The organism is Candidatus Nitrotoga fabula (assembly GCF_905221025.1).
In the GTDB taxonomy this organism is placed as follows: domain Bacteria; phylum Pseudomonadota; class Gammaproteobacteria; order Burkholderiales; family Gallionellaceae; genus Nitrotoga; species Nitrotoga fabula.
Window position 1 is genome coordinate 12,827 of sequence record NZ_CAJNBL010000044.1, and the last position, 23,708, is coordinate 36,534.

Consider the following 23,708-nt stretch of genomic DNA (forward strand, 5'->3'; position numbering starts at 1 on the left):
AAACTGCCTGTATTTTGATTATTCCGGTTTAATGAAGTTAGAAATATCTTCCGATTCAGGATCGGCAATACGACTCAATCCGGCCAGTTTGTCGTCCTTGCCCAGATTAATCAGGGTTACTCCTTGCGTTGAACGGCTCATTTCCCGGATTTCCTTGACACGAGTGCGTATAAGCACGCCATTCGTTCCAATCAGCATGATTTCATCCTCCGCCTGTACCAAAGTAGCCGCCACCACCTTGCCATTCCTCGCGGAGGTCTGGATCGCAATCATGCCTTGAGTACCACGACCATGCCGGGTATATTCAGAGATCGGAGTACGCTTGCCATAGCCATTTTCGGTAGCAGTCAATACTGACTGATTTTCGTCCCTCGCAACGAGGAGTGCAATTACACTCTGATTCGGCGCAAGTTTCATTCCTCGGACCCCGCGTGATACACGCCCCATGGATCGCACATCGTTTTCATCAAAGCGAACCGCCTTGCCGCCATTTGAAAACAGCATCACATCATGCTTGCCATCGGTGAGCGCCACGCCAATCAGATAATCGCCCTCATCCAGATTAATGGCAATAATGCCTGCCTTGCGGGGATTGGCAAAATCGGAAAGCGCCGTTTTTTTCACCGTACCCTGGGCAGTCGCAAAGAATACATACTGGTCTTCGGAGAATTCCTTCACAGGAAGAATTGCATTAATTTTCTCCCCGCTTTCCAATGGCAACAGATTTACAATGGGTTTGCCACGCGCAGTCCGGGTGCCCTGTGGTACATCGTATACCTTGATCCAGTACACACGCCCGCGACTGGAAAAACACAAAATATAATCGTGTGTATTGGCAATGAACAGATTGTCTACAAAATCATCCTCCCTTGGAGGAGCGGCCTGTTTACCACGGCCACCGCGTTTCTGCGCCACATATTCTGCCAAGGGTTGCGCTTTCATGTACCCGCCATGCGACATGGTTACCACCACGTCTTCAGGCGTGATCAGATCCTCCTTGCTCATGTCCTGGGTATGCGTCACAATTTCACTTCGACGCTTATCACCGTATTGCGCCTTGATGGCAGACAATTCATCGCTGATGATTCGGGTTACGCGCTCCGGCCTGGCCAGGATATCCAGCAAATCGGCAATTCGATCCATCACCTCCCGGTACTCGCTTACAATCTTGTTCTGCTCCAGACCCGTCAACCGTTGCAGGCGCAACTCCAGAATGGCTTGTGCCTGAATGTCTGAAAGCCAGTATCCGCGCTGCTCCCCCTGTCCGGACATCCCAAATTCCGGTGCCAGATTTTCCGGACGCGACGCATCACTGACCCTGCTTAACAAATCTTCCACCAGCGCGGAACGCCATGGCCGAGCCATCAATCCCTGCTTGGCAACAGAGGGAGTTTCTGCGGATTTGATCAGCGCAATGATTTCATCTACATTGGACAGCGCAACGGCCAACCCTTCCAGAATATGGCCACGATCCCGCGACTTGCGTAAATCAAATATCGTGCGCCGCGTAACCACCTCGCGCCGATGACGAAGAAAGCAATCCAGGAATTGCTTCAAGTTTAGCAGCTTGGGCTGACCTTCGGTCAAGGCAACCATATTCATCCCGAAACTGTCCTGCAGCTGGGTCAACTTAAACAACTGATTGAGTATCACCTCCGGCATCTCATTGCGCTTGAGCTCGATCACCGCACGCATGCCGGACTTATCTGATTCATCCCGAATCTCAGAAATCCCCTCGATTTTCTTCTCGCGCACCAGCTCGCCAACTTTCATCAGCAAGTTCGCCTTGTTCACCTGGTAAGGCAATTCATCGATGACGATCGCCTGGCGCCCTCCCCCCTTTTCAATATCTTCGAAATGAGTGCGGGCCCTCATTACCACACGCCCCCGGCCTGTACGGTATCCCTCCTTTACTCCTTCGAGACCATAAATAAAACCCGCGGTTGGGAAATCGGGAGCGGGAACATACTCAATCAACTCCTCTATATCCAGATCAGGGGCTTCCAGAAGCGCCAGGCAGGCATTTATCACCTCGCCCAGATTATGCGGGGGAATATTGGTTGCCATCCCTACAGCAATACCCGTTGAGCCATTCACCAGCAAATTCGGGAAGCGCGCCGGAAACACCAGTGGTTCAAGCTCGGAACCATCATAGTTGGGCCCGAAATCGACTGTCTCCCTGTCCAGATCGGCCAGCAGCTCATGCGCAATACGTGCCATGCGGATTTCGGTATAACGCATCGCGGCTGCATTATCCCCATCCACCGAACCAAAATTTCCCTGGCCATCCACCAGTGGATAACGCAACGAAAACCCCTGCGCCATACGCACTATGGTGTCATATACAGCCGTATCCCCGTGCGGATGGTATTTACCGATCACATCGCCCACAATACGTGCAGATTTCTTGTAGGGTTTATTCCAGTCGTTGGATAATTCGTGCATCGAAAAAAGCACGCGGCGATGTACTGGCTTCAGTCCGTCACGCACATCAGGTAAAGCCCGTCCAACAATCACGCTCATCGCGTAATCCAGATAGGACTTGCGCATTTCCTCTTCCAGGCTGACAACCAGGACTTCTTTCGCGAAATGTTCCATAGGAATAGCCGGCAATCTAAAGTAAAGTTCTTACAAAACAATTTGTAAGTTTAACATGCCCACCCATAACCAGACAAAGCCTAATTTTCTACCGCCAAGTCCCATAGGAGTTCCGCTGCGTGACCTGCTGGCGGTTCCATGCAAGTTTTGCTACATTTCATTTACAACCTGAATCTTATGAGTGCACGATGATCAACGCCGACCCGACCGAACTGGAAAAATTCAGTCAACTCGCTCACCGCTGGTGGGACCCCAACAGTGAATTTAAACCTCTCCATGAAATCAATCCCCTGCGTCTGAATTACATTAACCAGACCGCTGCCCTGTCCGGGAAAAATGTACTGGATGTTGGTTGCGGTGGCGGAATCCTGTCCGAAGGCATGGCCAGGCTTGGTGCGCAGGTTACGGGAATTGACCTGAGCGAAAAAGCCCTGCAAATTGCAAAACTGCACCTGCTGGAAAGTGGCCAGCAGGTCAAATACCTCAAAATCCCCGCAGAAGAAATGGCTGCCGAGCAACCGGGGCAATATGATATTGTCACCTGCATGGAACTGCTCGAGCACGTGCCCGATCCATCCAGCATCGTACGATCCTGCGCGCAACTTGCCAAACCGGGAGGACACGTATTCTTCTCCACCCTGAACCGCAATCCGAAATCGTACCTGTACGCAGTGATCGGAGCAGAGTATTTACTGCAACTTCTGCCACGTGGCACGCATGATTACGCAAAATTCATCAAACCATCCGAATTGGCCAGGTTTTGCCGTAATGCAGGCCTTACCGTCCACAATATCAGCGGCATGAATTACCACCCGGTCCATAAAACCTACTCGCTTGACCCAAACCCTGACGTCAACTATCTGTTTTCCTGTTGCCGTGAGTAGTGCTGTATTTTTTGACCTGGATGGTACTTTCGCGGATACCGCCCCCGATCTGGGCGCCGCCCTGAATCACCTGCGCAACCTGCATAACCTGGACCCCATGCCATTGCAGACCATCCGTCCCCATGCTTCCCATGGTTCTGCCGGCCTGCTGAAACTAGGGTTCAATATTGAGCCAGGGGAGCCGCATTATTCCCGTTTACGCGATCATTTCCTTGACTACTATGCGGATCATATTTGCGTGCACACTACGCTATTTCCCGGCATGGAAGAGCTGATCAAGACGCTGGAACAACACAAGATGCCATGGGGTATCGTTACCAACAAACCCCATCGCTTCACTTTTCCATTGATGCAGGCGCTTGGCTATAAACACCGCGCAGCATGCCTGATTAGCGGCGATACCTGCCTGCGCGCCAAACCTTACCCCGATTCTTTGCTTATGGCCTGTGATTTGCTCAAAGTTCGCCCACAAGACTGCCTGTATCTGGGAGACGACAGACGCGATGCGGAAGCAGCGCAAGCCGCCGGTATAGATTTCATCATCGCGCGCTATGGTTACATCAGCTCCCCCAACGACCTGGCAAGCTGGCCTGCCCGTGGCGGAATAGACTTGCCTCACCAGCTCATGCACTATTTGATTGACTGAACAAATTCTATTTCCAGAATTTTGCCAAGGAATCCTCTTGAATTACCCACCTCTTGTACTTGCCTCCACCTCCATTTACCGCAAAGAACTTTTAGAGCGGCTCCAAATCCCTTTTCAGGTCACTGCCCCCGGGATAGACGAAACCCCTTTGCCCGGTGAAAGTGCCCTGCAAACCGCACACAGACTTTCACGGAAAAAAGCTCAGTCTGCAGCAGCACTTCACCCGGAAGCCCTGATCATTGGCTCAGATCAGGTCGCACTGTTAGGTGAACAACAACTAGGCAAGCCCCTGACCCACGAAAATGCCGTACATCAGTTACGCTCCATGCGTGGGAAATGGGTCACCTTTTATACCGCGCTCACCCTGTTCAATGCAAAGAACGGGGAAATGCTTACCGAAATTGCCGAAAATCGCGTCCAGTTCCGAATGGTTAGCGAAACCGAAATCGAATCCTATCTGCGCAAAGAACAGCCTTACAACTGTGCCGGCAGCGCAAAATCAGAAGGACTGGGAATCGCGCTGATCAGCCAAATGGAAGGGAAAGACCCTAACGCTTTAGTCGGCCTGCCACTGATTCTCCTGGTGGATATGCTCAAAAAACAGGGAATTCCGGTTTTGTAGGTTCAGTCCTATCCACTGACCCGCACGGCAGCATTACACGGCGATCCCCGTTGCCTCGCACCAGCTTCCCGCACCGGATCCAGCAGCCATTTCAATGCTTACCTCTGCGAAAAATCGCATCCAGCGTCCGGCATCACCCGAACCCACCCCCGGAATGGCCTGATTGCCTACCGATTTCTTTCCAGGTGCTCCAGAATATACGGATAAACATCCAGGTACGCATTCTTGCCAAAAATACAGTCGATATGTCCATAATTGGCGATCACATGCCGATCATATTGTGCCACGCCGAATTTCTCGCGCAGGAGCTGCCAGGTGATCCGGGTACTTTCAGGCTGAAAGCAGGCATTTTCTGCGCCATGGATAAAACTGATTGGCAGATTCAGGCGGTCCAGGTTCGGCATATAGACGTCCTGACCGCCAAAATCAACAAGGTGCCCTGTATTCACAATACGCCCGATGTGCTCAAAAGAGCGCATGTTCGCAATACCAAACATCTCGTGCATGGCCCGGTGCGTGGCATCATTCAATTGCTTATGCTCATAGAGGGGCGCATACATAAAAGCAATTCTACGGCACACAGGGCTATCGCAGAGCTCTGGAAGTTCCGTTGGATAAAACCGGAGCGCAGCGTCATATAATTTCTCCTGCCAGTCCTGATTCTGATCCACATAGGCATTCAGGGAACGAACGCCAATCTGCTGGAGAAACGTGGGCAGATGCAGCCCCGTCTTAAGCTTCGTCATCAAAGGAGCCTGGATATGAGTAGCAACCTGAGAGGCGACGACCGAACGGATACCCTGCAAACCAGAAAGCAACGCCATGAAGAACGTAGTCGCCCCCCAGCAGTGCACTACAGCCTGAATGGTTGCGGCACCCGTAACCTGGCGAATTTTTGCCACCGCTGCCGGGTAATCCTTTGTAGCCACATCGTCACCCGTAGACTGGTCTTTTGCTGCATACGGCAGTTCTATGCTTGCCCGAAAATCCAGACACCAGACGTCATACCCGTGCGCAAAAAGATATTCGACAAGATTCGTGTTAATCGTATCCATGGTAAAAATGAGGCTTGAAACCCCCAAACCATGGGACAGCATCACCGGACCTTTGCCTCTCCCCTTGTAGCGCATCAGACGCAGTTCAACATTATCGCTGGTTCTGAAATAATGAACCTCGGGAACACTGGTGCGCAATGGGCGTTTCTGGCGCGGAGAAGCTTCAGGGTCAAAAAGAGTATCACGCTTTCCTATCCCCCCGTAAACATCCCAAAGGGCTCCTGCAAAGTAGCGACCGAACCTGGCAATCCCGTCAAGACGCTGGCCCAGGCTCTGTGCATCGCTGACCTGAATCGTAGTCAACTGTTTCGCAAAATCCAGCAGTTCGATATGCAATCTGCCTTTGCCGAGCACCGGAGAATTCACGTCTGCACCCGCATGAATCGTAATATATAAGGTCGTGGTATCTGCCCAGGCATCCAGCCCTGCTCTGTCACTACGGACCACTTTATAACCATTGAAGAAGTATGTATTTCCATCCTCCGCCGCAAGCTTCATCCGGTATTCCATGCGGCGGGTATTGACCTCACCGGGGTCCATGACCAGAAGATTGAACTGCCCGTCTGTAACACTGAGAGGAGCGGGCGAAATCACGGGAACAGTCACTGTCCCGACGATTCTGGCCGGATGAGAAGCGCTCTCAAGCAACAACTCCAGGTCTTCGGACAGAACCGTGAGCGTGAACTCGCAAGGGGAATCTTCTGCCTTACCCTGTTTCCAGGCAATCTGATAATCTTCCAGGCTGTTTCCTGCCACGACCGAGGTCGAAAAAAATCCACGCATCGTCTCGGTAAATTGCAGTCCCAACTCTGGAAGCGTTACTGCAGGCGGAACTTTGGACGGAAGCGAGTAATCAATGCTCCAGCCCCGGTCTTGCGCTGCCAGCAATGCGTTGCGCTCTGCCAGTGCGGTGATTGTCAGAAACGGGTTGACACCCAGCGAGCGGGGCATGACCGATCCATCGCTGACATAGAGATTATCGTACACGCCTTTTCCCTGTGTTCCGCAGAAAACCTGTCCCTTGTGATTGACCACACCCCGCTCTGCATCCGCCCCCATGCAACAGCCACCCAACGGATGAACGGTGATCAGATGATGACCCAGCAGTTCCGTCCAGAGCGGGTTGGGAAGGAAAGTACCTCCCAAGGCCTGGGTCGCCTTCTGTAAACGATCATTTGCCTTCTTGAACACCGGCTGCTTCCCGACGTCTGGCCACGCAACGCGCGCCCGGTCTCCTTCCAGGCCGATACGCCCCGCACCATCATCATGTGCCATTACAAGGTACGTCTGGGTATTTTGAACCGCGCCCTTATAGGCTCCGTGCAACAGGCTGTCCATTTCACGCGCCCGCTCCCTTACCATATCCCACAGACCGCCATCTGTGTCTTTTCCAAATGCGGAAGAAGCCGCCGCCAGGACCTGGGCATACAAGGGCGCCAACGGGCCCGGCATGGCTCCCTCTTCGATCACCATCCCGTCATCCAGCCCAGGCTGCTGGCGCATATCAATGATGCTGGTAATCGTCGGCCCCACTGGCATGCGGCCTTTCGAATCCATATGACCATGACCGACACCATGAATTTCCTCGTCACAGTTATAGCCGAAGGCCAGCACGTCACCATTTCCGGTAAACCCATGACCAAGCTTGTTCGAAAGTTCGAGTCCTGCAGATTTCGAGCGCAGCAGGATCTCCGTCGAGCCAAGCGTACCGGCTGCAAGAACCACAATGTCCGCACTGACAAACTGCTCGGGCGCGTCGAATTTTTCCTGGCCATATTCCAGTGCCTGGTAATAAACCAGCCAGCGCGCTCCCTTGCGCACGAGTTTCCGAACGGATACCCGGGTAAAGATTTCGGCGCCAAAATTTCGGGCATCCGGCAGATAATTCATCAACAGCGTATTTTTTGATGTGTAATTGCAGCCTGAAACGCAATCGCCGCAATTTACGCAGGCCTTCTGCTCCACACCCACATGATTCACGCCATCCTGAAAAGTCACGGCAATCGGCGGCCTATAGAATTTCCCGTTCAGCTTCCCGGCAGATTTCTGGTGCGCGTCCATCTTCCTTAGCGGCGGGCCCGATTCCGGGTAAGGCACCGGCTTCAGCATTTCTTTCGCGCGGGAATAACCTTCGGCAAGGGCAGTGTCATAATCGGCAAGGATTTCCTCCGGCCAGCGTGCATCTTCAAAAACTCTTTTCTCCGCCTTGAGCGCCACGTTCGCATTAATCAGCGACGTTCCGCCCAGCCCGCACCCTACCAGAACATTCATGTCCTGATTCACATGAAAATCATAAAGACCGGTACGGGAACCCATATGAGCATGCGGCAAATCCGCCTGCATTTCCCCTGTCGCATCGAACAAAGTGCGCGGATACTCCCCCGGCTGGATCTCCCGCCCCCTCTCCAGAACACATACTGTCTGCCCGGCCCGGGCAAACCGGGAGGCCGCCACAGAACCACCATACCCTGAACCAACCACAACCACTGTGTAATGATCCTTAATGTCTGCAAGCGGGCGGGACAATCTAATCATGGGAACTCCCTGTCTTCAATCAATAAATGTTCTGGATATGCAACGTATCCGTATGTTTCGCGGGCTTCAGGCCCACCTGGCCAGCTTCAGCCGCTCCGGAAGATGATTATATGCATCATTTTGCTTGCGCGTTTCCACAGGAGCCCCATCCCAGTCAAACATCTGTACCACCAACTCGGCCGTACCCGGCTCAACGTCAATGCGGCAGAAATTATCATCCTGTGTGAATGCCCAAGCCTTGTAATTCATCTTGCCCAGCCCTCCCGACAATTCAAATTCATCGCGTGTGCGAATATCCTGGGAATCATGCACATATCCTGCCGGATCGCCGTCCGCAAAAGAAAATGGCCAGTAAAATGCCGAGGAGACAATGGAATATGCTGTCAACCCTTCTCCCTTTCCAGAAAATTCAAGCTTTGAAATACAGGAGCAGTGAATATCGCCAGACAAGAACACCACATTTTCAATCCTGTTTTCAACAATCGTCTTCAAAACGGCGTCGCGCGTTTTAGGAAATGCAGCCCATGAATCGCTATCACCGGGATTTTTCCCCTCCCGCTCGTCCACTCCGTTTGGCAGGAATACACTTGAAGTCACAATGAATTTGGGCGCGTTGTTCCGCATTTGCCCCATATGCCTAAGCCAGGCGCAAAGCCGATTCAGCTGGCTTGGCTCTGCTTCATGCAGGGCAGGCTTCCCGAGCAGATGGTTGTCATCCAGCCCATCCTCCTGCTTATAACGCTGCGTCCGTGTGTCCAAAACAAAAAACGGATACCCTGAACATGAAAAATCATAAAACAAATTCAAGGTTTGCATTCTTTTGAGAAACTCGCCCTCACCCGCCGGAAGACTATGCACATAGCTATCCTTGAAGCGCGGCCCATGGCTCCACTGGTAACTCATGTACGCTCCGATCGCCACATTGAACAGACTCCGGTTTTTGCGGGATTGGTGCAACCGATCCTGTGTCCAGTTATCTTCAATTTCATGGTCATCCAGTATCATATAAGTCGGAACCCTGCTTAGAAATGCGCGCATATTGCGTGAGCCAAATGCAGTGTGATAGCGTTCCTGAAATTCCTCATAGGTATCCGCCAGACCAATCGGCACCAGGCGATTAAACATATCGGCATAGATCTGATCCCCAACCATTAGCGTGAAATTCACCGGGCGCCGCGCCCCTTCCGGAAGATGCTCCTGCAGGGCTTCCTTCAGCATGGGACCGAAAATGCGATCTGCCTCCTTGCGTTTCCATAGCAGACCGGGATAGCGACATGAACCCAGAAGAAAACTCAGGGGCATGACCGAAACCGAGTCCGGTGGCGCCGGCTGTGTAGTGAAAATGGCTTCTGAAAATGCGTCTTCCAGCCCTCTTGGCAAATTCAGTTTGTCCGCCCACGCTTTTGGTGGAGGCAGCTTGGATATGATGGATGCATCATCCACATTACTATCATCCGGATATGCATCATCAAGGCTCAGCGAAGCCATCCGCACCCAGTAGGTAGTCGCAGGTTCAAGCCGGTAGGGCTGAACCTTAAGTTCTTCGGATGCAGCCATTCCTATAGAAACATCGGCCCCAAGATTAAAGGTACCCGACCGGTCATATTCACGATGCAGCCTGAAATAAAAAATATCTGGAGGTTTTACTTTCCCGTTTTTTCCGACAATACCGATTATTCCAATGGTGCGCCTGTCCTGCGCACTATTTTTATCATCCAGAGCCTCCGAGGCAGAAATCCAGAGCCTGCATGATTTATGGGTGGTATGCCCGACAATGGGTCCCAGAGCCGGTTTACGAAGCGTACTCATAGCAAGTACATCTCGATTGAATGAATTCCGGATTGCCCAGAACCGGGAATCCCTGCCTGTTGATACGGTAATACCGCTGAAAATCTCATGATCTGTCCACCTGTTTCCTGATTAGGTTTTGTGGGTTGTAATTGGATGCAAGATAGCATACCGGCCATATTGTTAAAATAATAATACAAAATGGATTGAGCATGTCACACATTCTGCCTGAATGCGTATGGCAGATTCATGGCATTCCAATCCAGCTCCAATGATGCTCCTTACCCCAACGAGAGTCCTTCCTAAAAAATCCGGATATCATTGCAGGGGCAGGCCTCAGACCAGAAATTTCAAGGATGCGTCCACAGAACGAACCCTGTGAACGGGATACCCTCCATTTTTTCCATGACTTTGTCCCTCATTCGGTCAGAAACCGCTAAAATAATGAGCGGGGATACATAAACATCCATTCCCATTCATCCCACCCAGGACTCTTTCCAAAAGTGAAATGATTCCGGTTGCGGCTTGAATCAATTTCTGGTATTAAAGTCTGATTTTTAAAATTTTATATGTTTCTGGAGCTACATATGTCAGTGCAGTCGCCAAAATCCATTACCCCTTACAAACCCAAAAAAGGGGAAGCGTACATGAACCCAAAACAGCTGGAGCATTTCCGTAATATTTTAAACAGTATCAAGCTTGGGCTGGGCGAAGACATAGACCGTACCGTGCACTCCATGCAAGACGATGCAACCGTATTTGCCGATCCAAATGATCGCGCAAGCCAGGAATCAGACATGGCTCTCGAATTACGCAGCCGCGACCGCGAAAGCAAGCTGATCAAAAAGATCAATGAAATGCTGACGAAAATAAACAACGGCGAATATGGATTCTGCGAAAAATGCGGTATTGAAATCGGACTAAACCGACTGGAAGCACGACCGACTGCAACATTGTGCATCGACTGCAAAACACTGGATGAAATCCGTGAAAGACAGGTCGCAAAATAATTTCTTCGAGGTTGATTTTCACTAAATCACAATGTGTATAAAGAGGAAACAGGCCGCCCGATCCTGCCTGTTTCCGTTACCGGCATATAAATAAAATTGCCCTATATTTGGCCCGGAAATCTCCCTGCCGCCTTAAACCCATTCGACGTACCTGCATCACTGCTCCCTCACCCGCCCATTGCGCTTGCCCGGCAAGCCTACCCCTCCATGATCATTTAGATCCACCACAATCCGGCAACCCGTGGCCTGATCACTCAAGCCCGGGCCATGCGTCATGCCCCTCTCTAATGCTGGAGTCGGGTAATTTTGTTCCCTTCAATACTCAGACTTGCCATCAATCCCTGCTGGTCAAATATGAAGGCATAGGCGTCATCTTTTATCGTGGTAGTGGACACATTCTTGGCTGCCCCCTCGGTCATCACGACTACCGACGGCCCTACTCCAATTTCCCAGCCCTTGGACTGCTCAAGAAAATCCATTGCCTTATCATTCATCAGGAACAAAACGTAACCATACGATTGCGCACCCGCCTGCAACCCCCAGGATAACCCTGTCGACCTGTAGTAGCCTGCGACAGAGCGATTCTTCATTAAAACCCCATCTCCAAAGCTTCCTCCAAATACAAGACCGGCTTTGATAATTTTAGGAAACACCAGCGTCGCTTTGGCTATCTTCGAAAATTCTGCTGCGACTGGATTGCTCTTGATCAACATCTGAAGCGCATGGGCGGCCTGCTTGTTTAAATCTTCCCTGCTTTCATCGGCATAACTGTTCATAGCGACAAGCGGACACATCGCCAAGACAATGAAAAGAAACCTGTGCAGAACACGTTGAATGGTAATCATGCTGACCTCCTTAAAGACATTACTTAATAAAGTTTGGAAACGAATTTAACAACAACCTACATAAACCCTAACCAGGGTCATCCACCATATCAGGCCAGAATTCCTGCCCAAATGATGTCCGGATTGACCGGAATATTCTGTGCGCTAGCATACATAACAAAACCATACCAAAATAAATTGATCATGATCGTGGCCGCTGTGCTCAACCCCGTTTCAAAGTTGGCTTTACGACTTTTTCTGCCACCCAGACGAGAACCGGCAACTTACTGTACCTCCTCCGCGGTTTCTATGGCCTTGAGAGTTTCCAGCAGCGTCTGCCTCTGCGCGCCGGCGACGGCAAGGCCGCGCTCCGCGGCGCGGCGCGCTTCTCCAATGCGACCGAGTTCGAGCAGCACGCGCGCATGATTATTGTGCGCCGCCGCCAGATCGTGGCTCTCTGCGGCACGGCGGAATACCACTTCGGCACCCGCTCTGTCGCCAGAAGCATATAAGGCGTTACCCAAACCCATCGCCAGAGTAAAATTGCCGGGCCAGCGTTCAAGACCGCTGCGGTACGCCTGCACCGCAGTGGCTGCAGGAGCACTGCGCTCGAAGGCGACAAGCGCACGTGTTGCCTCGGTCTCGTCCGCCGTTACTGGCAGACGTCCCGGCAACAGCGCGACAAAGGCCCAGCGCTGACTGCGATTCCAGGTATTTTCAAAGGTACGCAGGCTCATTTCCTGGCGTGCGAGCGTACCAGAGCGCAGCAGAATCTGGCCGGCATCGTAGCCGATCACCACCGCATAATGCCAGGATGGTGCCCAGGACAGGCCGAGGTTCTGCAGCACAACCACCGGATGACCGGCGGCGATCTCGCGCAGCAGCGCCTCCAGTGTGCCCGGAATCACCATTGCAACGGCACCCTGACGGCGCGCGCCGGCCAGCATCTCGATCTGCAGCGAACCTTCCCGGCCGGGCAGGAAAACCTGGCCAATCAGGGCTTCAGGTTGCGTGGCCAGGCCAGCCGCCGACAACACCGTAGCCAGGGCCGACGGCCCACAGAAATAGCTGTCGTCGGGAAAAAACGGGGTGGTGGAGAGTTCTCTGCGGAGAGGCAGATCGGCGGCAATCTGCGCCTGCAACCGCGAAGCGCTTGTGGCGCAGCCGCCAAGGAGGAAGATAACGAGCAGCAGGCATATTACCCGTCGCAAAGCCATGGCACATCCACCTGTGCAGACCCAATGAGGCGCGTATGCGTCGCTCAGCGTACCGACCGCGTAAACGGGAATATCTTGGTAAAGCCGAGGATATCGGTTATCAGTAGCACGAAAAACACCAGCAGGATCGCGCCGATGATACCGCCGTCACCGCCGGCGGGCGCACTGTTAATCTGGTCGGCGAGGAGGCCGGCTTCTTCGTCAGTGAGTGCAGCAACACGCTCGGCGGCGAAGGCCGGGTCGACACCGAGTCGTTCCATTTCGGTGCGCACCTCGGCACGACCCATAGCGTCGGCAAGGCGGGCATGGCCGGACGTAGTCTGATCGACGGCGGCGATGCGCGTGACTTCTTCCGTCGACACCAGCGCAGCTTGGGCGCTCTGGATCATCGTCGTATTGATCAGGCTGACCGTAAGAACGACGACAAGTAACCGTTGAAGACGTTTCATTGATTTCTCCTTAAAGAATTGCGTGTAACTCGAATACCGCCGGCAAAGGGGCGGGTAATTCGATCGGCTACACATTATACCGGACTTTAATTTGAATGGTTATCTAATGCACCTGATTATCAGTTACCTGGCCAACAAGGCAGTCAAGAACTACATCGGCCGCCACGTGCCTGACTGAGATACTGACCCACCTGGAACTGGTGGTGAACACCGTGAGCATGGAGGAAGCCGTGCAATAGCAGCTAGGCGCCAAGGCCGAAGCCAAAAAACGATATTACCAAAAATTGGCAATCAAGTTTGCAGAGCCTGTTTTATTCTAACCCAATAGTCTCCACAAACCCGCTGCGATTCAATATGCAATGTGACATCGACTATGCGAGCAGCCACAGCGGACGACGCAGCTTTGCCACCATGCTCAGTTCAAAAGGTGTTGGGGTACATGTGTTGATGCGTGCGACGGGACGCCGCAGCACCAGCACCACTATCGGCCGCATAGATGTGTCGAACTATATGCTGCGGAAGGCTGTGGGTTTGGTTTGATTAGGTTGGAAAAAGCACAAGCAGTACTGCCCCAACAATAACGACTGCCCACACAAAACATACGAAAAGAATTACCAGTCCATCAATTCGCCTACGAACAAAAAATTCATCGCCTAATTCCGATGGGCGAGTGAGCATATTCCAAGCTTGCGGAATCGCACGAAAATACAAGCGAACCCCATCATTGATTATTTTAGTGAGGGAAATGCCCTCTTTCAGCGACACACGCAGTAAGACAAAGGTTAAAAACAGAACAATGGAAACAAGCAAAGCTCCGCTAACAAATGCAAACAGCGTTCCAACGTAAAGTGCAGCAGCTATTCCAAAAGCAACGCCTAAAGCAATGACAACGACAAGTGTGAGAGGGCTCATAAACTTATGTGTAGTAGTGCAGACTTCATCTGACAGTTACCGATTTTGAGTTGTGCGGTGGCTGTTAGATCGAGTTCGGTTTATCAACTTTTTCGTTCCAAATCTCCTTTCCGGCAATCTAGGTTTCGATGGGTGTTCTGCCACAACACATCTTTCCTTAATGGGTGCGGTCGTTATTGTAGGTCACGATCCAGACATCCAGGTCAGCCTGCAGTTCTTCCATCGAGAGGTAATTTTGCGGCGGAAATCGAACGGCATTACCGAAGGATTCCACACGAAGATGGAGATGCTCTCGCGCAGAGCGTATGAGTTCAGAAATTTTAAAAATTACCGCATGCGAGTCTTGGCTCAGTGCGGATGGAACGGTGTAATTAACCGGGTCTGATGAATGCTCATCCCCCGTTAATGGGGTAGAGCCGATTGCTCTTGCAGTGTAACCCCAGCGTAACCCGAAAATAAAAAAGCACCATTGATATTATCGCAAGTGCTTGTTTATTTGGTGGGTCGTCGCGGACTTGAACCGCGGACCAAAGGATTATGAGTCCTCTGCTCTAACCAACTGAGCTAACGACCCAATACTTTTTGAAAGCGACCCTGTCAAACGGAGCCATTATAATCAACTTTCCCCATCGAGAAAGCTTTTAAGCTTGTCGGAACGGGACGGATGACGAAGCTTGCGCAATGCCTTGGCCTCGATCTGGCGGATTCGTTCACGTGTTACATCGAATTGCTTCCCGACTTCTTCCAGAGTATGGTCCGTATTCATTTCAATACCGAAACGCATGCGCAATACCTTGGCTTCGCGGGGGGTAAGAGAATCCAGTATGTCTTTGGTTACATTGCGCAGACTGTCATAGACGGCCGCTTCAATGGGCGCCAGCGTATTGGAATCCTCGATAAAATCGCCCAGATGGGAATCGTCATCATCGCCCACAGGAGTTTCCATGGAAATGGGCTCCTTGGCGATCTTGAGGATCTTGCGGACTTTGTCTTCCGGCATTTCCATCTTGAGTGCCATCGTTGCCGCGTCAGCTTCCAGGCCGGTTTCCTGCAGGATCTGGCGTGAAATCCGGTTCATCTTGTTGATGGTTTCAATCATGTGCACCGGAATACGTATGGTGCGAGCCTGGTCGGCGATGGAACGCGTAATGGCCTGGCGTATCCACCAGGTTGCATAGGTGGAAAATTTATAGCCTCGACGGTATTCAAATTTATCCACCGCTTTCATCAGGCCGATATTTCCTTCCTGAATCAGGTCCAGGAACTGGAGACCGCGGTTGGTGTATTTTTTGGCAATCGAAATTACCAGGCGCAGGTTGGCCTCGATCATATCGCGCTTGGCCCGGCGTGCCTTGGCTTCGCCGTTGTTCATCTGCTTGTTGATTTCCTTCAGGTCGCGAATGGGTATGCCCACACGCTGCTGCAAATTGATGAGTTTCTGCTGCTGCTCGACGATGGCAGCCTCATAACGGGCCAGCGCTTCACTATAGGTTTTTTTGGCAGCCACTTCGCGGGTTACCCAGTCCAGCTTCTCTTCATTTCCCGGGAAGGTGGCAATAAAATGCGGGCGCGGCATGTGTGCCTTGGTTACACAAAGATTCTGAATGATGCGCTCATGGGAGCGCACTTCTTCTACCAGATGACGCATGGTGTCGCACAGGGCATCTACCTGTCTTGCTGAGAAACGGAATTTCGTAAGCTCAGCTGAAATCTGTTCCTGCAGCTTGTTGTACTGTGGGCTGCGATACCCATATTTTTCATACGCCTTGCCGATCTTGGCAAACAGTTCGCGAATAATTGCAAAACGCTCCAGCGCATCCACCTTGAGCTTGGCCAGGTTGGCTGCGGCAATGGCATCGGAATCCTCGGTACCGTCTCCCGGTTCTTCCTCATTTTCTTCCAGGAGTTCCTCGCCCGCATCGGCATCCACGATCACCGCTTCATCCTCGGACTCGATGAAACCATCCACAATTTCGTCTATGCGCAATTCATCCTGGGTTACCTTGTCAACCAGCGCAAGAATCTCGGCAATGGTGGTAGGACAGGCAGAAACTGCCTGTATCATGTGCTTCAGGCCTTCTTCAATCCGTTTGGCGATAACAATTTCATCTTCGCGCGTGAGCAGGCCCACCGTGCCCATCTCTCGCATGTACATGCGTACCGGATCAGTAGTACGGCCAAATTCCGAATCAACCGTAGAGAGTGCAGCTTCAGCTGCTTCCACCGCATCCTCGTCCGCCACCACGGGAGCTACATCGCTCATGATCTGGCTTTCCGCATCGGGGACATCATCGCATACGGTTATCCCCATATCGTTGATCATGCTGACCACGCCTTCAATCTGCTCTGCCTCCAGCATTTCGGGAAGGTGGTCGTTGATCTCGGCGAAAGTCAGATAGCCGCGCTCCTTGCCCAGAATGATCAAAGCCTTGAGTCGCGTACGACGCGCCTCAATTTCCTGAAGCTGCTCTACCGGATCAGGAATTTGCCTGCCATTTGAAGCCTGCTTGGCCGAAGGGGAGATTTTCTTGTCTTGCTGTGTTGCCATATTGAATACATTCCAATTTTATTCAATGAGTTATTACATTACAGAGGATCGCAATGCTTTTTCCGGAAGGAAATATAAACATTATACCCGTTTTTACTAAAACGTTCCCTGCATCCGTTATCTGGTGCGCCTATTGGACGTCATGACGCTGCAATAGTTGCAGATAAAGCAATCTTTCCTGTTCATCCAGCCCCTTGATGCCAGCGCCATGCATTTTCGCATGCAACGCATGCAATTGCTGTCTTCGCCGCTCATCCCGCAATCTGGCCAGTATGTCGCGGAACTCGGCCCTCACATCAAAGGATTCCCCCCATTGCATCGACTCTGCCTGTTCTGCCGCCAGCAGAGATTCGTGCGCCGTTCCCTGAAAATGCTGGATCACGGCTGCACTTCCGGTCGCCCCTTCCTGGGTACGCAACCATTCGGTCAACTCAATGATCGTAGCCGCTTCCGGTCCGGAGTAATTCCAGTCCTCCGGGAGTTCCCGCACTAAATCGGGTTGAAACAACAGGCAACGCAGCAATGCACGCAAACTTGAAATTGCCGGACGCTTCACCTTCTGCAATGCACGACGCGACACAGTATTGAGCGACTTGATCTCATACAACGCTTCCAGCTCGGCCTGAGTGATTCCGGCAAGCGCCGCAACTTCCTTGCGGAGCAAAAGCGCAGTTACCGGCGCAGAAATTCCGGTTAGCAAGGGCTTGGCTCGCTGCAGCAGATCCGTACGTCCTTCCTGCGTATGCAGGTCACACTGTGCAGACAATTCACGCAGTATATACGCCGACAGCGGCAATGCCTGCCGGACGAGAAGCTCAAATGCGGCAGCGCCCTGCTCCCGGACAAAACTGTCCGGATCATGCTGCGCAGGCAGAAACAGAAAACCGATGTGTTTCCCATCTGTAAGCCGGGGCAGCGCGTTTTCCATCGCGCGCCATGCCGCACGCTGCCCTGCCGGGTCACCATCAAAACAGAATATGACCTGATCGGTCAGCTTCAACAGTTTTTGGATATGCCAAGAGGTGGTGGCCGTCCCCAATGTGGCAATGACGTTTTCAATTCCGTGCTGGGCAAGAGCCAGCACGTCCATATAACCTTCCACCACCACAACCTGGCGCTTTTCACGTATCGATTTCAACGCCTGGTATAGACCATATACCTCGCGCCCCTTTTCAAAAAGGGGGGTTTCGGGCGAGTTCAGGTACTTGGGCTCGCCTGTACCCAGGATGCGCCCGCCAAAACCGATCACCTGGCCACGAATATTTACAATGGGAAACATGATACGATCCCGAAAACGGTCGTATCGCCTGCCCTCTTCATTCTGGATGATCAGGCCGGATTCCAGCAGACCATCCTCCTGATAATTTTCAAAAATGGCTTGCAGGTTCTGCCAGCCTGGTGGAGCATAACCGATACCAAAACGCAGGGCGATTTCCCCATTCAACCCGCGCTGTCTGAGATATTGAATTGCCGCAGGCGATTGCTTGAGCTGATTCCGGTAATAACGCTCTGCCAATTGCATGATTTCGTGCATGCCCGGAGCAATCTGGTTCTGCTGCGGATTTCCTGGTGCAGCGACTTCACGCGGCACGGTCATCCCCACAGTCCCGGCCAGTTCCTCCACCGCCTCAACAAAACCCAATCCCCCGTGTTCCATGACAAACCCTATTGCCGTGCCATGCGCGCCACAGCCAAAACAATGATAAAACTGCTTGCTCTGACTTACGGTAAATGAGGGAGATTTTTCATTATGGAAAGGGCAACAGGCAACATGGTTCGCTCCTGCCTTCTTTAGCGGAACGTAACGCCCGACCACATCGACAATATCAACGCGGTTAAGCAGATCATGGATAAAACCCTTTGGAATCATCCCATCCTGAAAACCATGCAACGAGAATTTACATATACGATATCATCAAAACATACCATACGAATCATAATTTCCAAACGAGGCGCATACGATCCGGACAGACCCACGGCTTGTTTTTCCGGATAACCAACCCGGTTTCTGCTCACCGGATTCCTGCAAAAGTCACCGTTTCCACAGGCAGAAGGGAACCCGCAAGGCCAAGCAAGGCAAATCCGCCTGACACCCACCGACTGATATCCCGGCTTTCAGGCGCAACAGCTTTGCAAGCTGCTCTTAACAAAGGATTACGGATATTACCGCCAATTCCGGCAATCCGGAAATGACATTGCGATCAGGAAGCCAGGCGCGCTTTGACCAGTGCCGATACTTTGCCCATATCAGCCCGGCCTGCAAGCTTCGGCTTGAGCAAAGCGATCACCTTGCCCATTTCCTGTGATTTTTGAACTCCGCTCGCTGCAATCGCATCAATAACTGCCTGCTCTACTTCGGCTTCCGTCATCTGCTGCGGCATATAATCACGCAAAACGGATATTTCCGATTTTTCAGTATCAGCCAGCTCCTGACGGCCTGCGGCTTCGAATTGCTCAATGGAGTCACGACGCTGCTTGATCATTTTATCGATCACTGCGACTATATCTGCATCCGACAATTCGATACGCTCGTCCACCTCACGCTGCTTGATTGCAGCCAGGAGCAAACGAATCGTGCCAAGACGCACCGCATCCTTGGCGCGCATCGCCGCCTTCATGTCATCTGTGAGTTTTTGCTTCAAGCTCATGGCCAGCCCGATACCGCAATAAATATGGAGGACCAGAAGTCCATGCATTCAAGCGCATACAGTACGTATGCGTGGACTTAATACAGTTTTGGCGGGAGAACCTGGCTACGCAGACGCTTGAAATGCCTTTTTACAGCAGCAGCCAGCTTACGCTTACGTTCCGCAGTGGGTTTTTCATAAAATTCGCGGGCACGCAGTTCCGTCAGCAAACCCGTCTTCTCTACTGAACGTTTAAACCGGCGCATCGCCACTTCAAACGGTTCATTCTCTTTAACACGCACAATCGTCATGAAACTACCCTTCTAAACATGGAACCACCCTACTCTAAAATTTAAAGGCGAGATTCTACCAAACCACTGACCTACTCGACAACCTGATTTTACAAATTTCTGACGAAATGCTGCACGTGAGATTCCGTTTCGAATTTTGAACCCAAGCCAGTGAACCATCCATGTTACTACCCGCAAACAAAATCATATCTATCATTTATTGCCTTGAACGTTAAGCTTTCAGACATCCAGGCCATTCCCGGACTGTCATTCCACCAAGAAGCGTCCGGAAGAAAAATAATCGATTGCGCCCAATAGCATCGAGTAACATAATGTTTTTTACAGACAGGCATGCCGGACATGCGGGCCACTTCCGTCCTGCAAGCATGCGTATGCCAACCGGATATACTGAAAGGTTCAGAGGATCATGAAAGCAAGTATCAAATGGAAAGAACAGGTTACTTTTCTAGGCGAAACCGAAAGCGGTCATTCCGTATTGATGGATGGCCCCCCGGAGGGTGGAGGACGCAATCTCGGCCCGAGACCAATGGAACTGGTACTGCTTGGCACAGGCGGCTGCACCACTTACGACGTGATTCACATCCTTGAAAAAGGCCGTCAGCAGGTTACAGGCTGCGAAGTGAAAATCGATGCTGAACGGGCCAGCGAAGATCCAAAAGTATTCACCAAAATTCATTTTCATTTTATTGTGACCGGCAAAAACCTTAAACCCGAGCATGTCGAACGTGCCATTCACCTGTCTGCGGAGAAATACTGTTCCGCTTCGATCATGCTAAGCAAAATGGCAGATATCACTCATGATTTTGAGATCATTCAGGACACGGCCTGAGCCAACGAAAATCCATTGCCATCCCTGACATTTATTTTCTGATTTTTTGCTATAAATCAAGAATAAATCGCAAAAAAATTATATACTGGCTAATATCCGGGTCTAGGGACAAGCTGATAAAACATAACAATAAATTTAATTTCATCCTGCATACCGACATCCGGGTACGTGCCACCTAAAAATTTGAGCCCGGCAGCCGTGCATCCATTAAAAAAACAGACTTACCAAAAAACAGTTTTCATGCATTTTTACAATGTTTTATCTACCTTCAGGGAGACAGCACAATGAAATTCAGAAGCAGGACATTACTTCAAAAGATGTCAGCACTCTTTGCCCCGTTCGCATTCGCCGCACTGGGCCCGGAGGCGCATGCGGCAGATACGATTACCGAAGCCCTGACCGGCGGTAAGGTTACAGCCAATCTGCAATACCGCTATGAGAACGTAGACCAGCCAACCAGCGGGCTTAAAACCGCGGAGGCTTCCACCTTCCGGCTGCGCCTCGGATATGAAACCGCCGAGTACAAAGGGTTCGGCGCCATGGTCCAGATTGAAAGCATTGCGGGCAATCATACATACAACAGCAGAACAAATGGTCAGACCGGTTACTCAGTAGTGGCCGACCCCAGGGGTACCGAAATCAACCAGGCCTACCTGAGCTATAGTGGGCTGCCTCAGACGAAAGTGAAATACGGCCGACAAGTAATCCGGCTGGACAATGACCGCTGGATTGGTAACGTTGTCTGGCGTCAAAACTGGCAAACCTATGATGGTGTTACCGCGGTCAACCAGTCGCTTCCTGACACCACCATCACCGCAGCTTATCTCTATAACGTTAACCGCGTATTCACGAATTCATCAATTGATAACGGCACCGGCGCACTCATGGGTGACCACAAGATGAGCTCGCCCCTGATCAATATCAAATACTCCGGGTTCAAGTTCGCCGATATCGTGGGATACGGCTATTTCCTGGACTATGATTCCGCTGCAAAAGCTTTTGGAAGAAACAACTCAACCCGCACCCTGGGTATCCGTGCTACTGGTTCGGCACCGATCGGGGCTGGAACCAAACTTCTCTATTCCGCGGAATATGCAGATCAGTCTGACTACGCAGACAACCCGAATAATTACAACGTTCACTATACCTTGCTGGAAGGCGGTGTAGGTTTCAATGTAGCCAATCTTCCTACCACATTCAAGGTAGGGTATGAATTGCTCAGCAGTAACGGAAAACAATCCCTCTCTACACCACTGGCCACGCTGTTCGCATTCAACGGGTGGGCCGACGTGTTCCTGGCAACTCCTGCCAAGGGTCTGCAGGATGTTTACGGAACACTCAGCACCACGGTTGCGGGGATAGTGCTGAGAGCCGACTACCATGATTTCCAGGCAGATTTTGGCGGGGGCAAGTACGGAACGGAATGGGATTTGATGGCAGAAAAGCAGTTCGACAAGACCTGGTCGGTTGGTACCCGGGCTGCCTTCTTTAGAACAGACCGGGTAGGGAACCCAGACTGTCCAGCTTGTATCGACACAGACAAATTCTGGCTATATGGTGCAATGAATTTCTGATCGCACTGAAACGCAGCATCATCAATAATACCAGGGGCGGGATTCGTTCATCCCGCCCCATGGAATCAGTAGCAGCACCCCCAGGAAACAACCGTAACTTTCTCCAAACCGCTCCCTTAGCCTGAATTGCCTACATTTTCCCGTTCCGGCATCGACTCCTTCCTGGCCAGCGGCAGCCCAGTAACCGCATTGTGCCAGAACCAGCATTCTGACAGCTACCTGCCACAAAATACCTGCAACTACGAGAACCAGATTCCCTAGATTCCTTGAACAATCGAAGGCAAAAGACTCCGACGAAATCCAGCCCGGCAATGCTTTCTGTCGCCGCAAGCTACTGCTGACTACCCGATCCATTCATTACACTTTGTCAGCAGAATTTTAGTGCTGCAAAAAATGCCAATCTGCAATAGAATTCGATTGATATAACCCGCAATATACGGAATTGCTTAAGTTGACCGTACGGTTTTATCACTGACACCCCATTACATTCCAAATTTACCTGTCTCACAGGTTATCCGCCCTCACTTCAATGGAGAAAAGAGCACCGTGCTATCCAGAATCAATACGCTTCAAACGGTAATCCTGTCCGCCCTGCTATTCTCAAACCCTATCCCTGCCGCAGCCGATATCAACGATTTCCAAACGTGGGGCGCAGTAGTCGCGACCGGTAGCCTGAAATCTTTCAACCCTGCATGGAAGAATTTTAAGTACTGGGCAGAATTTCAGGGCCGATTTGGGGATGACACGTCACGCTTATCCCAGGTAATGGTCCGCCCCGGGATCGGGTATGAAATCAACCCAAACAGTAGTGTCTGGATGGGTTTTGGCTGGATCCCCACTGATGAACCCTTTACCAGAACCCCTTTCAACGAACGCAGGCTGTGGCAACAGTTCTCATGGAAAGATTCCTATTCCTTTGGCATGCTCAGCAGCAGAACGCGATTTGAGCAACGGTGGGCACCGCGCGTAGGGGATGACACTGCATTTCGCTTGCGACAAATGTTGAAGATTTCCAGCCCGCTCAGCCAAGCCCCTGCTTATAGTCTGGTAGCCAGCGATGAATATTTTCTCAATCTGAACGACACCGACTGGTCGCCAAAATCAGGATTTGACCAGAACCGGCTATTTCTTGGTATCGGATACAATTTTGACAAAAACAGCAAAACAGAAATCGGCTACATGAACCAGTATATCAACCGCTCGAACACTTCAGTCAACCTGAACGACCATATTTTGTCGATTAATTTCTTCTTAGATTATTAGTTCGTTCTGCCCGGGG

Annotated in this window: 19 protein-coding genes, 1 tRNA gene and 1 pseudogene; 8 read left to right on the forward strand and 13 right to left on the reverse strand. The window is 51.4% G+C overall.

Going from position 1 to position 23,708, the window contains the following annotated elements; translation table 11 throughout:
- Positions 1-18: 18 nt before the first annotated feature.
- Positions 19-2,598 carry a DNA gyrase subunit A gene (gene gyrA / locus KJA68_RS10140; protein ID WP_213036825.1) on the reverse strand — a complete coding sequence of 860 codons (2,580 nt, stop codon included), beginning with the start codon at positions 2,596-2,598 and terminating at the stop codon, positions 19-21.
- Between the two features lie 188 nt (positions 2,599-2,786).
- Here gyrA and ubiG point away from each other — a divergent pair, with 188 nt between their 5' ends.
- The 3 genes from ubiG to KJA68_RS10155 are packed head-to-tail and all read left to right on the forward strand — an operon-like array spanning position 2,787 to position 4,750.
- Positions 2,787-3,482 (forward strand): bifunctional 2-polyprenyl-6-hydroxyphenol methylase/3-demethylubiquinol 3-O-methyltransferase UbiG, encoded by a 696-nt coding sequence (ubiG, locus tag KJA68_RS10145; RefSeq protein ID WP_213036826.1) that lies wholly within the window; start codon positions 2,787-2,789, stop codon positions 3,480-3,482.
- A complete protein-coding gene (locus tag KJA68_RS10150) occupies positions 3,475-4,128 on the forward strand; it encodes an HAD family hydrolase (protein WP_213036827.1) in 654 nt (217 codons plus the stop codon). The genes ubiG and KJA68_RS10150 overlap by 8 nt, the downstream gene beginning before the upstream one ends.
- A 37-nt stretch (positions 4,129-4,165) precedes the next feature.
- A complete protein-coding gene (locus tag KJA68_RS10155; RefSeq protein ID WP_213036828.1) occupies positions 4,166-4,750 on the forward strand; it encodes a Maf family protein in 585 nt (194 codons plus the stop codon).
- Between the two features lie 167 nt (positions 4,751-4,917).
- Here the strand turns inward: KJA68_RS10155 and KJA68_RS10160 are convergent, their stop codons facing one another.
- Both KJA68_RS10160 and KJA68_RS10165 read right to left on the reverse strand, forming a co-directional pair.
- Positions 4,918-8,340: an alpha/beta fold hydrolase gene (locus KJA68_RS10160; RefSeq protein WP_213036829.1), complete on the reverse strand. Its 3,423-nt coding sequence runs from the start codon at positions 8,338-8,340 to the stop codon at positions 4,918-4,920.
- 66 nt (positions 8,341-8,406) lie between these two features.
- The gene (locus KJA68_RS10165; protein WP_213036830.1) at positions 8,407-10,149 is read right to left on the reverse strand and encodes an alkaline phosphatase D family protein; all 1,743 of its coding nucleotides are present in this window, start codon (positions 10,147-10,149) and stop codon (positions 8,407-8,409) included.
- Between the two features lie 566 nt (positions 10,150-10,715).
- Here KJA68_RS10165 and dksA point away from each other — a divergent pair.
- Positions 10,716-11,138, forward strand: a complete 423-nt coding sequence (dksA, locus tag KJA68_RS10170) for an RNA polymerase-binding protein DksA (protein WP_213036831.1) — start codon at positions 10,716-10,718, stop codon at positions 11,136-11,138.
- Positions 11,139-11,422: 284 nt separating this feature from the next.
- Here the strand turns inward: dksA and KJA68_RS10175 are convergent, their stop codons facing one another.
- From KJA68_RS10175 to KJA68_RS10190, 4 genes are all read right to left on the reverse strand, one after another.
- Positions 11,423-11,983, reverse strand: coding sequence for a lipid-binding SYLF domain-containing protein (locus KJA68_RS10175; protein WP_213036832.1), 561 nt, complete (start codon positions 11,981-11,983; stop codon positions 11,423-11,425).
- 263 nt (positions 11,984-12,246) lie between these two features.
- Complete coding sequence (locus KJA68_RS10180; protein WP_213036833.1) at positions 12,247-13,179, reverse strand: PA2778 family cysteine peptidase; 933 nt, start codon at positions 13,177-13,179, stop codon at positions 12,247-12,249.
- 44 nt (positions 13,180-13,223) lie between these two features.
- Positions 13,224-13,628, reverse strand: coding sequence for a PA2779 family protein (locus KJA68_RS10185; protein WP_213036834.1), 405 nt, complete (start codon positions 13,626-13,628; stop codon positions 13,224-13,226).
- A 540-nt stretch (positions 13,629-14,168) separates the two neighbouring features.
- Positions 14,169-14,540: a hypothetical protein gene (locus tag KJA68_RS10190; protein ID WP_213036835.1), complete on the reverse strand. Its 372-nt coding sequence runs from the start codon at positions 14,538-14,540 to the stop codon at positions 14,169-14,171.
- 223 nt (positions 14,541-14,763) lie between these two features.
- Here KJA68_RS10190 and KJA68_RS10200 point away from each other — a divergent pair.
- Positions 14,764-14,925: pseudogene (locus KJA68_RS10200) on the forward strand (transposase); the annotation flags it as partial.
- A gap of 112 nt (positions 14,926-15,037) precedes the next feature.
- On the opposite strand, the gene KJA68_RS10205 reads toward KJA68_RS10200, so the two are convergent.
- The 5 genes from KJA68_RS10205 to rpsU all read right to left on the reverse strand — a co-directional run bounded on the left by KJA68_RS10205 (position 15,038) and on the right by rpsU (position 20,026).
- Positions 15,038-15,114 (reverse strand) — tRNA-Ile (locus KJA68_RS10205).
- A 42-nt stretch (positions 15,115-15,156) separates the two neighbouring features.
- On the reverse strand, positions 15,157-17,088 hold the full coding sequence (gene rpoD, locus KJA68_RS10210; RefSeq protein ID WP_213036836.1) for an RNA polymerase sigma factor RpoD: 1,932 nt from the start codon (positions 17,086-17,088) through the stop codon (positions 15,157-15,159).
- A 130-nt stretch (positions 17,089-17,218) separates the two neighbouring features.
- Positions 17,219-18,958 (reverse strand): DNA primase, encoded by a 1,740-nt coding sequence (gene dnaG / locus KJA68_RS10215; protein ID WP_213036837.1) that lies wholly within the window; start codon positions 18,956-18,958, stop codon positions 17,219-17,221.
- Positions 18,959-19,289: 331 nt separating this feature from the next.
- A complete protein-coding gene (locus KJA68_RS10220) occupies positions 19,290-19,736 on the reverse strand; it encodes a GatB/YqeY domain-containing protein (RefSeq protein ID WP_281412169.1) in 447 nt (148 codons plus the stop codon).
- A 77-nt stretch (positions 19,737-19,813) separates the two neighbouring features.
- On the reverse strand, positions 19,814-20,026 hold the full coding sequence (gene rpsU, locus KJA68_RS10225; RefSeq protein WP_213036838.1) for a 30S ribosomal protein S21: 213 nt from the start codon (positions 20,024-20,026) through the stop codon (positions 19,814-19,816).
- A 406-nt stretch (positions 20,027-20,432) separates the two neighbouring features.
- Between rpsU and KJA68_RS10230 the strand changes: the two genes are divergently transcribed.
- Both KJA68_RS10230 and KJA68_RS10235 read left to right on the forward strand, forming a co-directional pair.
- Positions 20,433-20,855 (forward strand): OsmC family protein, encoded by a 423-nt coding sequence (locus KJA68_RS10230; RefSeq protein ID WP_213036839.1) that lies wholly within the window; start codon positions 20,433-20,435, stop codon positions 20,853-20,855.
- Positions 20,856-21,172: 317 nt separating this feature from the next.
- The gene (locus tag KJA68_RS10235; protein WP_213036840.1) at positions 21,173-22,429 is read left to right on the forward strand and encodes an alginate export family protein; all 1,257 of its coding nucleotides are present in this window, start codon (positions 21,173-21,175) and stop codon (positions 22,427-22,429) included.
- 21 nt (positions 22,430-22,450) lie between these two features.
- On the opposite strand, the gene KJA68_RS10240 is transcribed toward KJA68_RS10235, so the two are convergent.
- Entirely contained in the window at positions 22,451-22,783 is a 333-nt protein-coding gene (locus tag KJA68_RS10240) for a hypothetical protein (RefSeq protein WP_213036841.1), read from the reverse strand.
- A 192-nt stretch (positions 22,784-22,975) separates the two neighbouring features.
- On the opposite strand from KJA68_RS10240, the gene KJA68_RS10245 reads away from it, so the two are divergent.
- The gene (locus tag KJA68_RS10245) at positions 22,976-23,692 is read left to right on the forward strand and encodes a DUF2490 domain-containing protein (RefSeq protein WP_213036842.1); all 717 of its coding nucleotides are present in this window, start codon (positions 22,976-22,978) and stop codon (positions 23,690-23,692) included.
- The last annotated feature ends 16 nt before the right edge of the window (positions 23,693-23,708 follow it).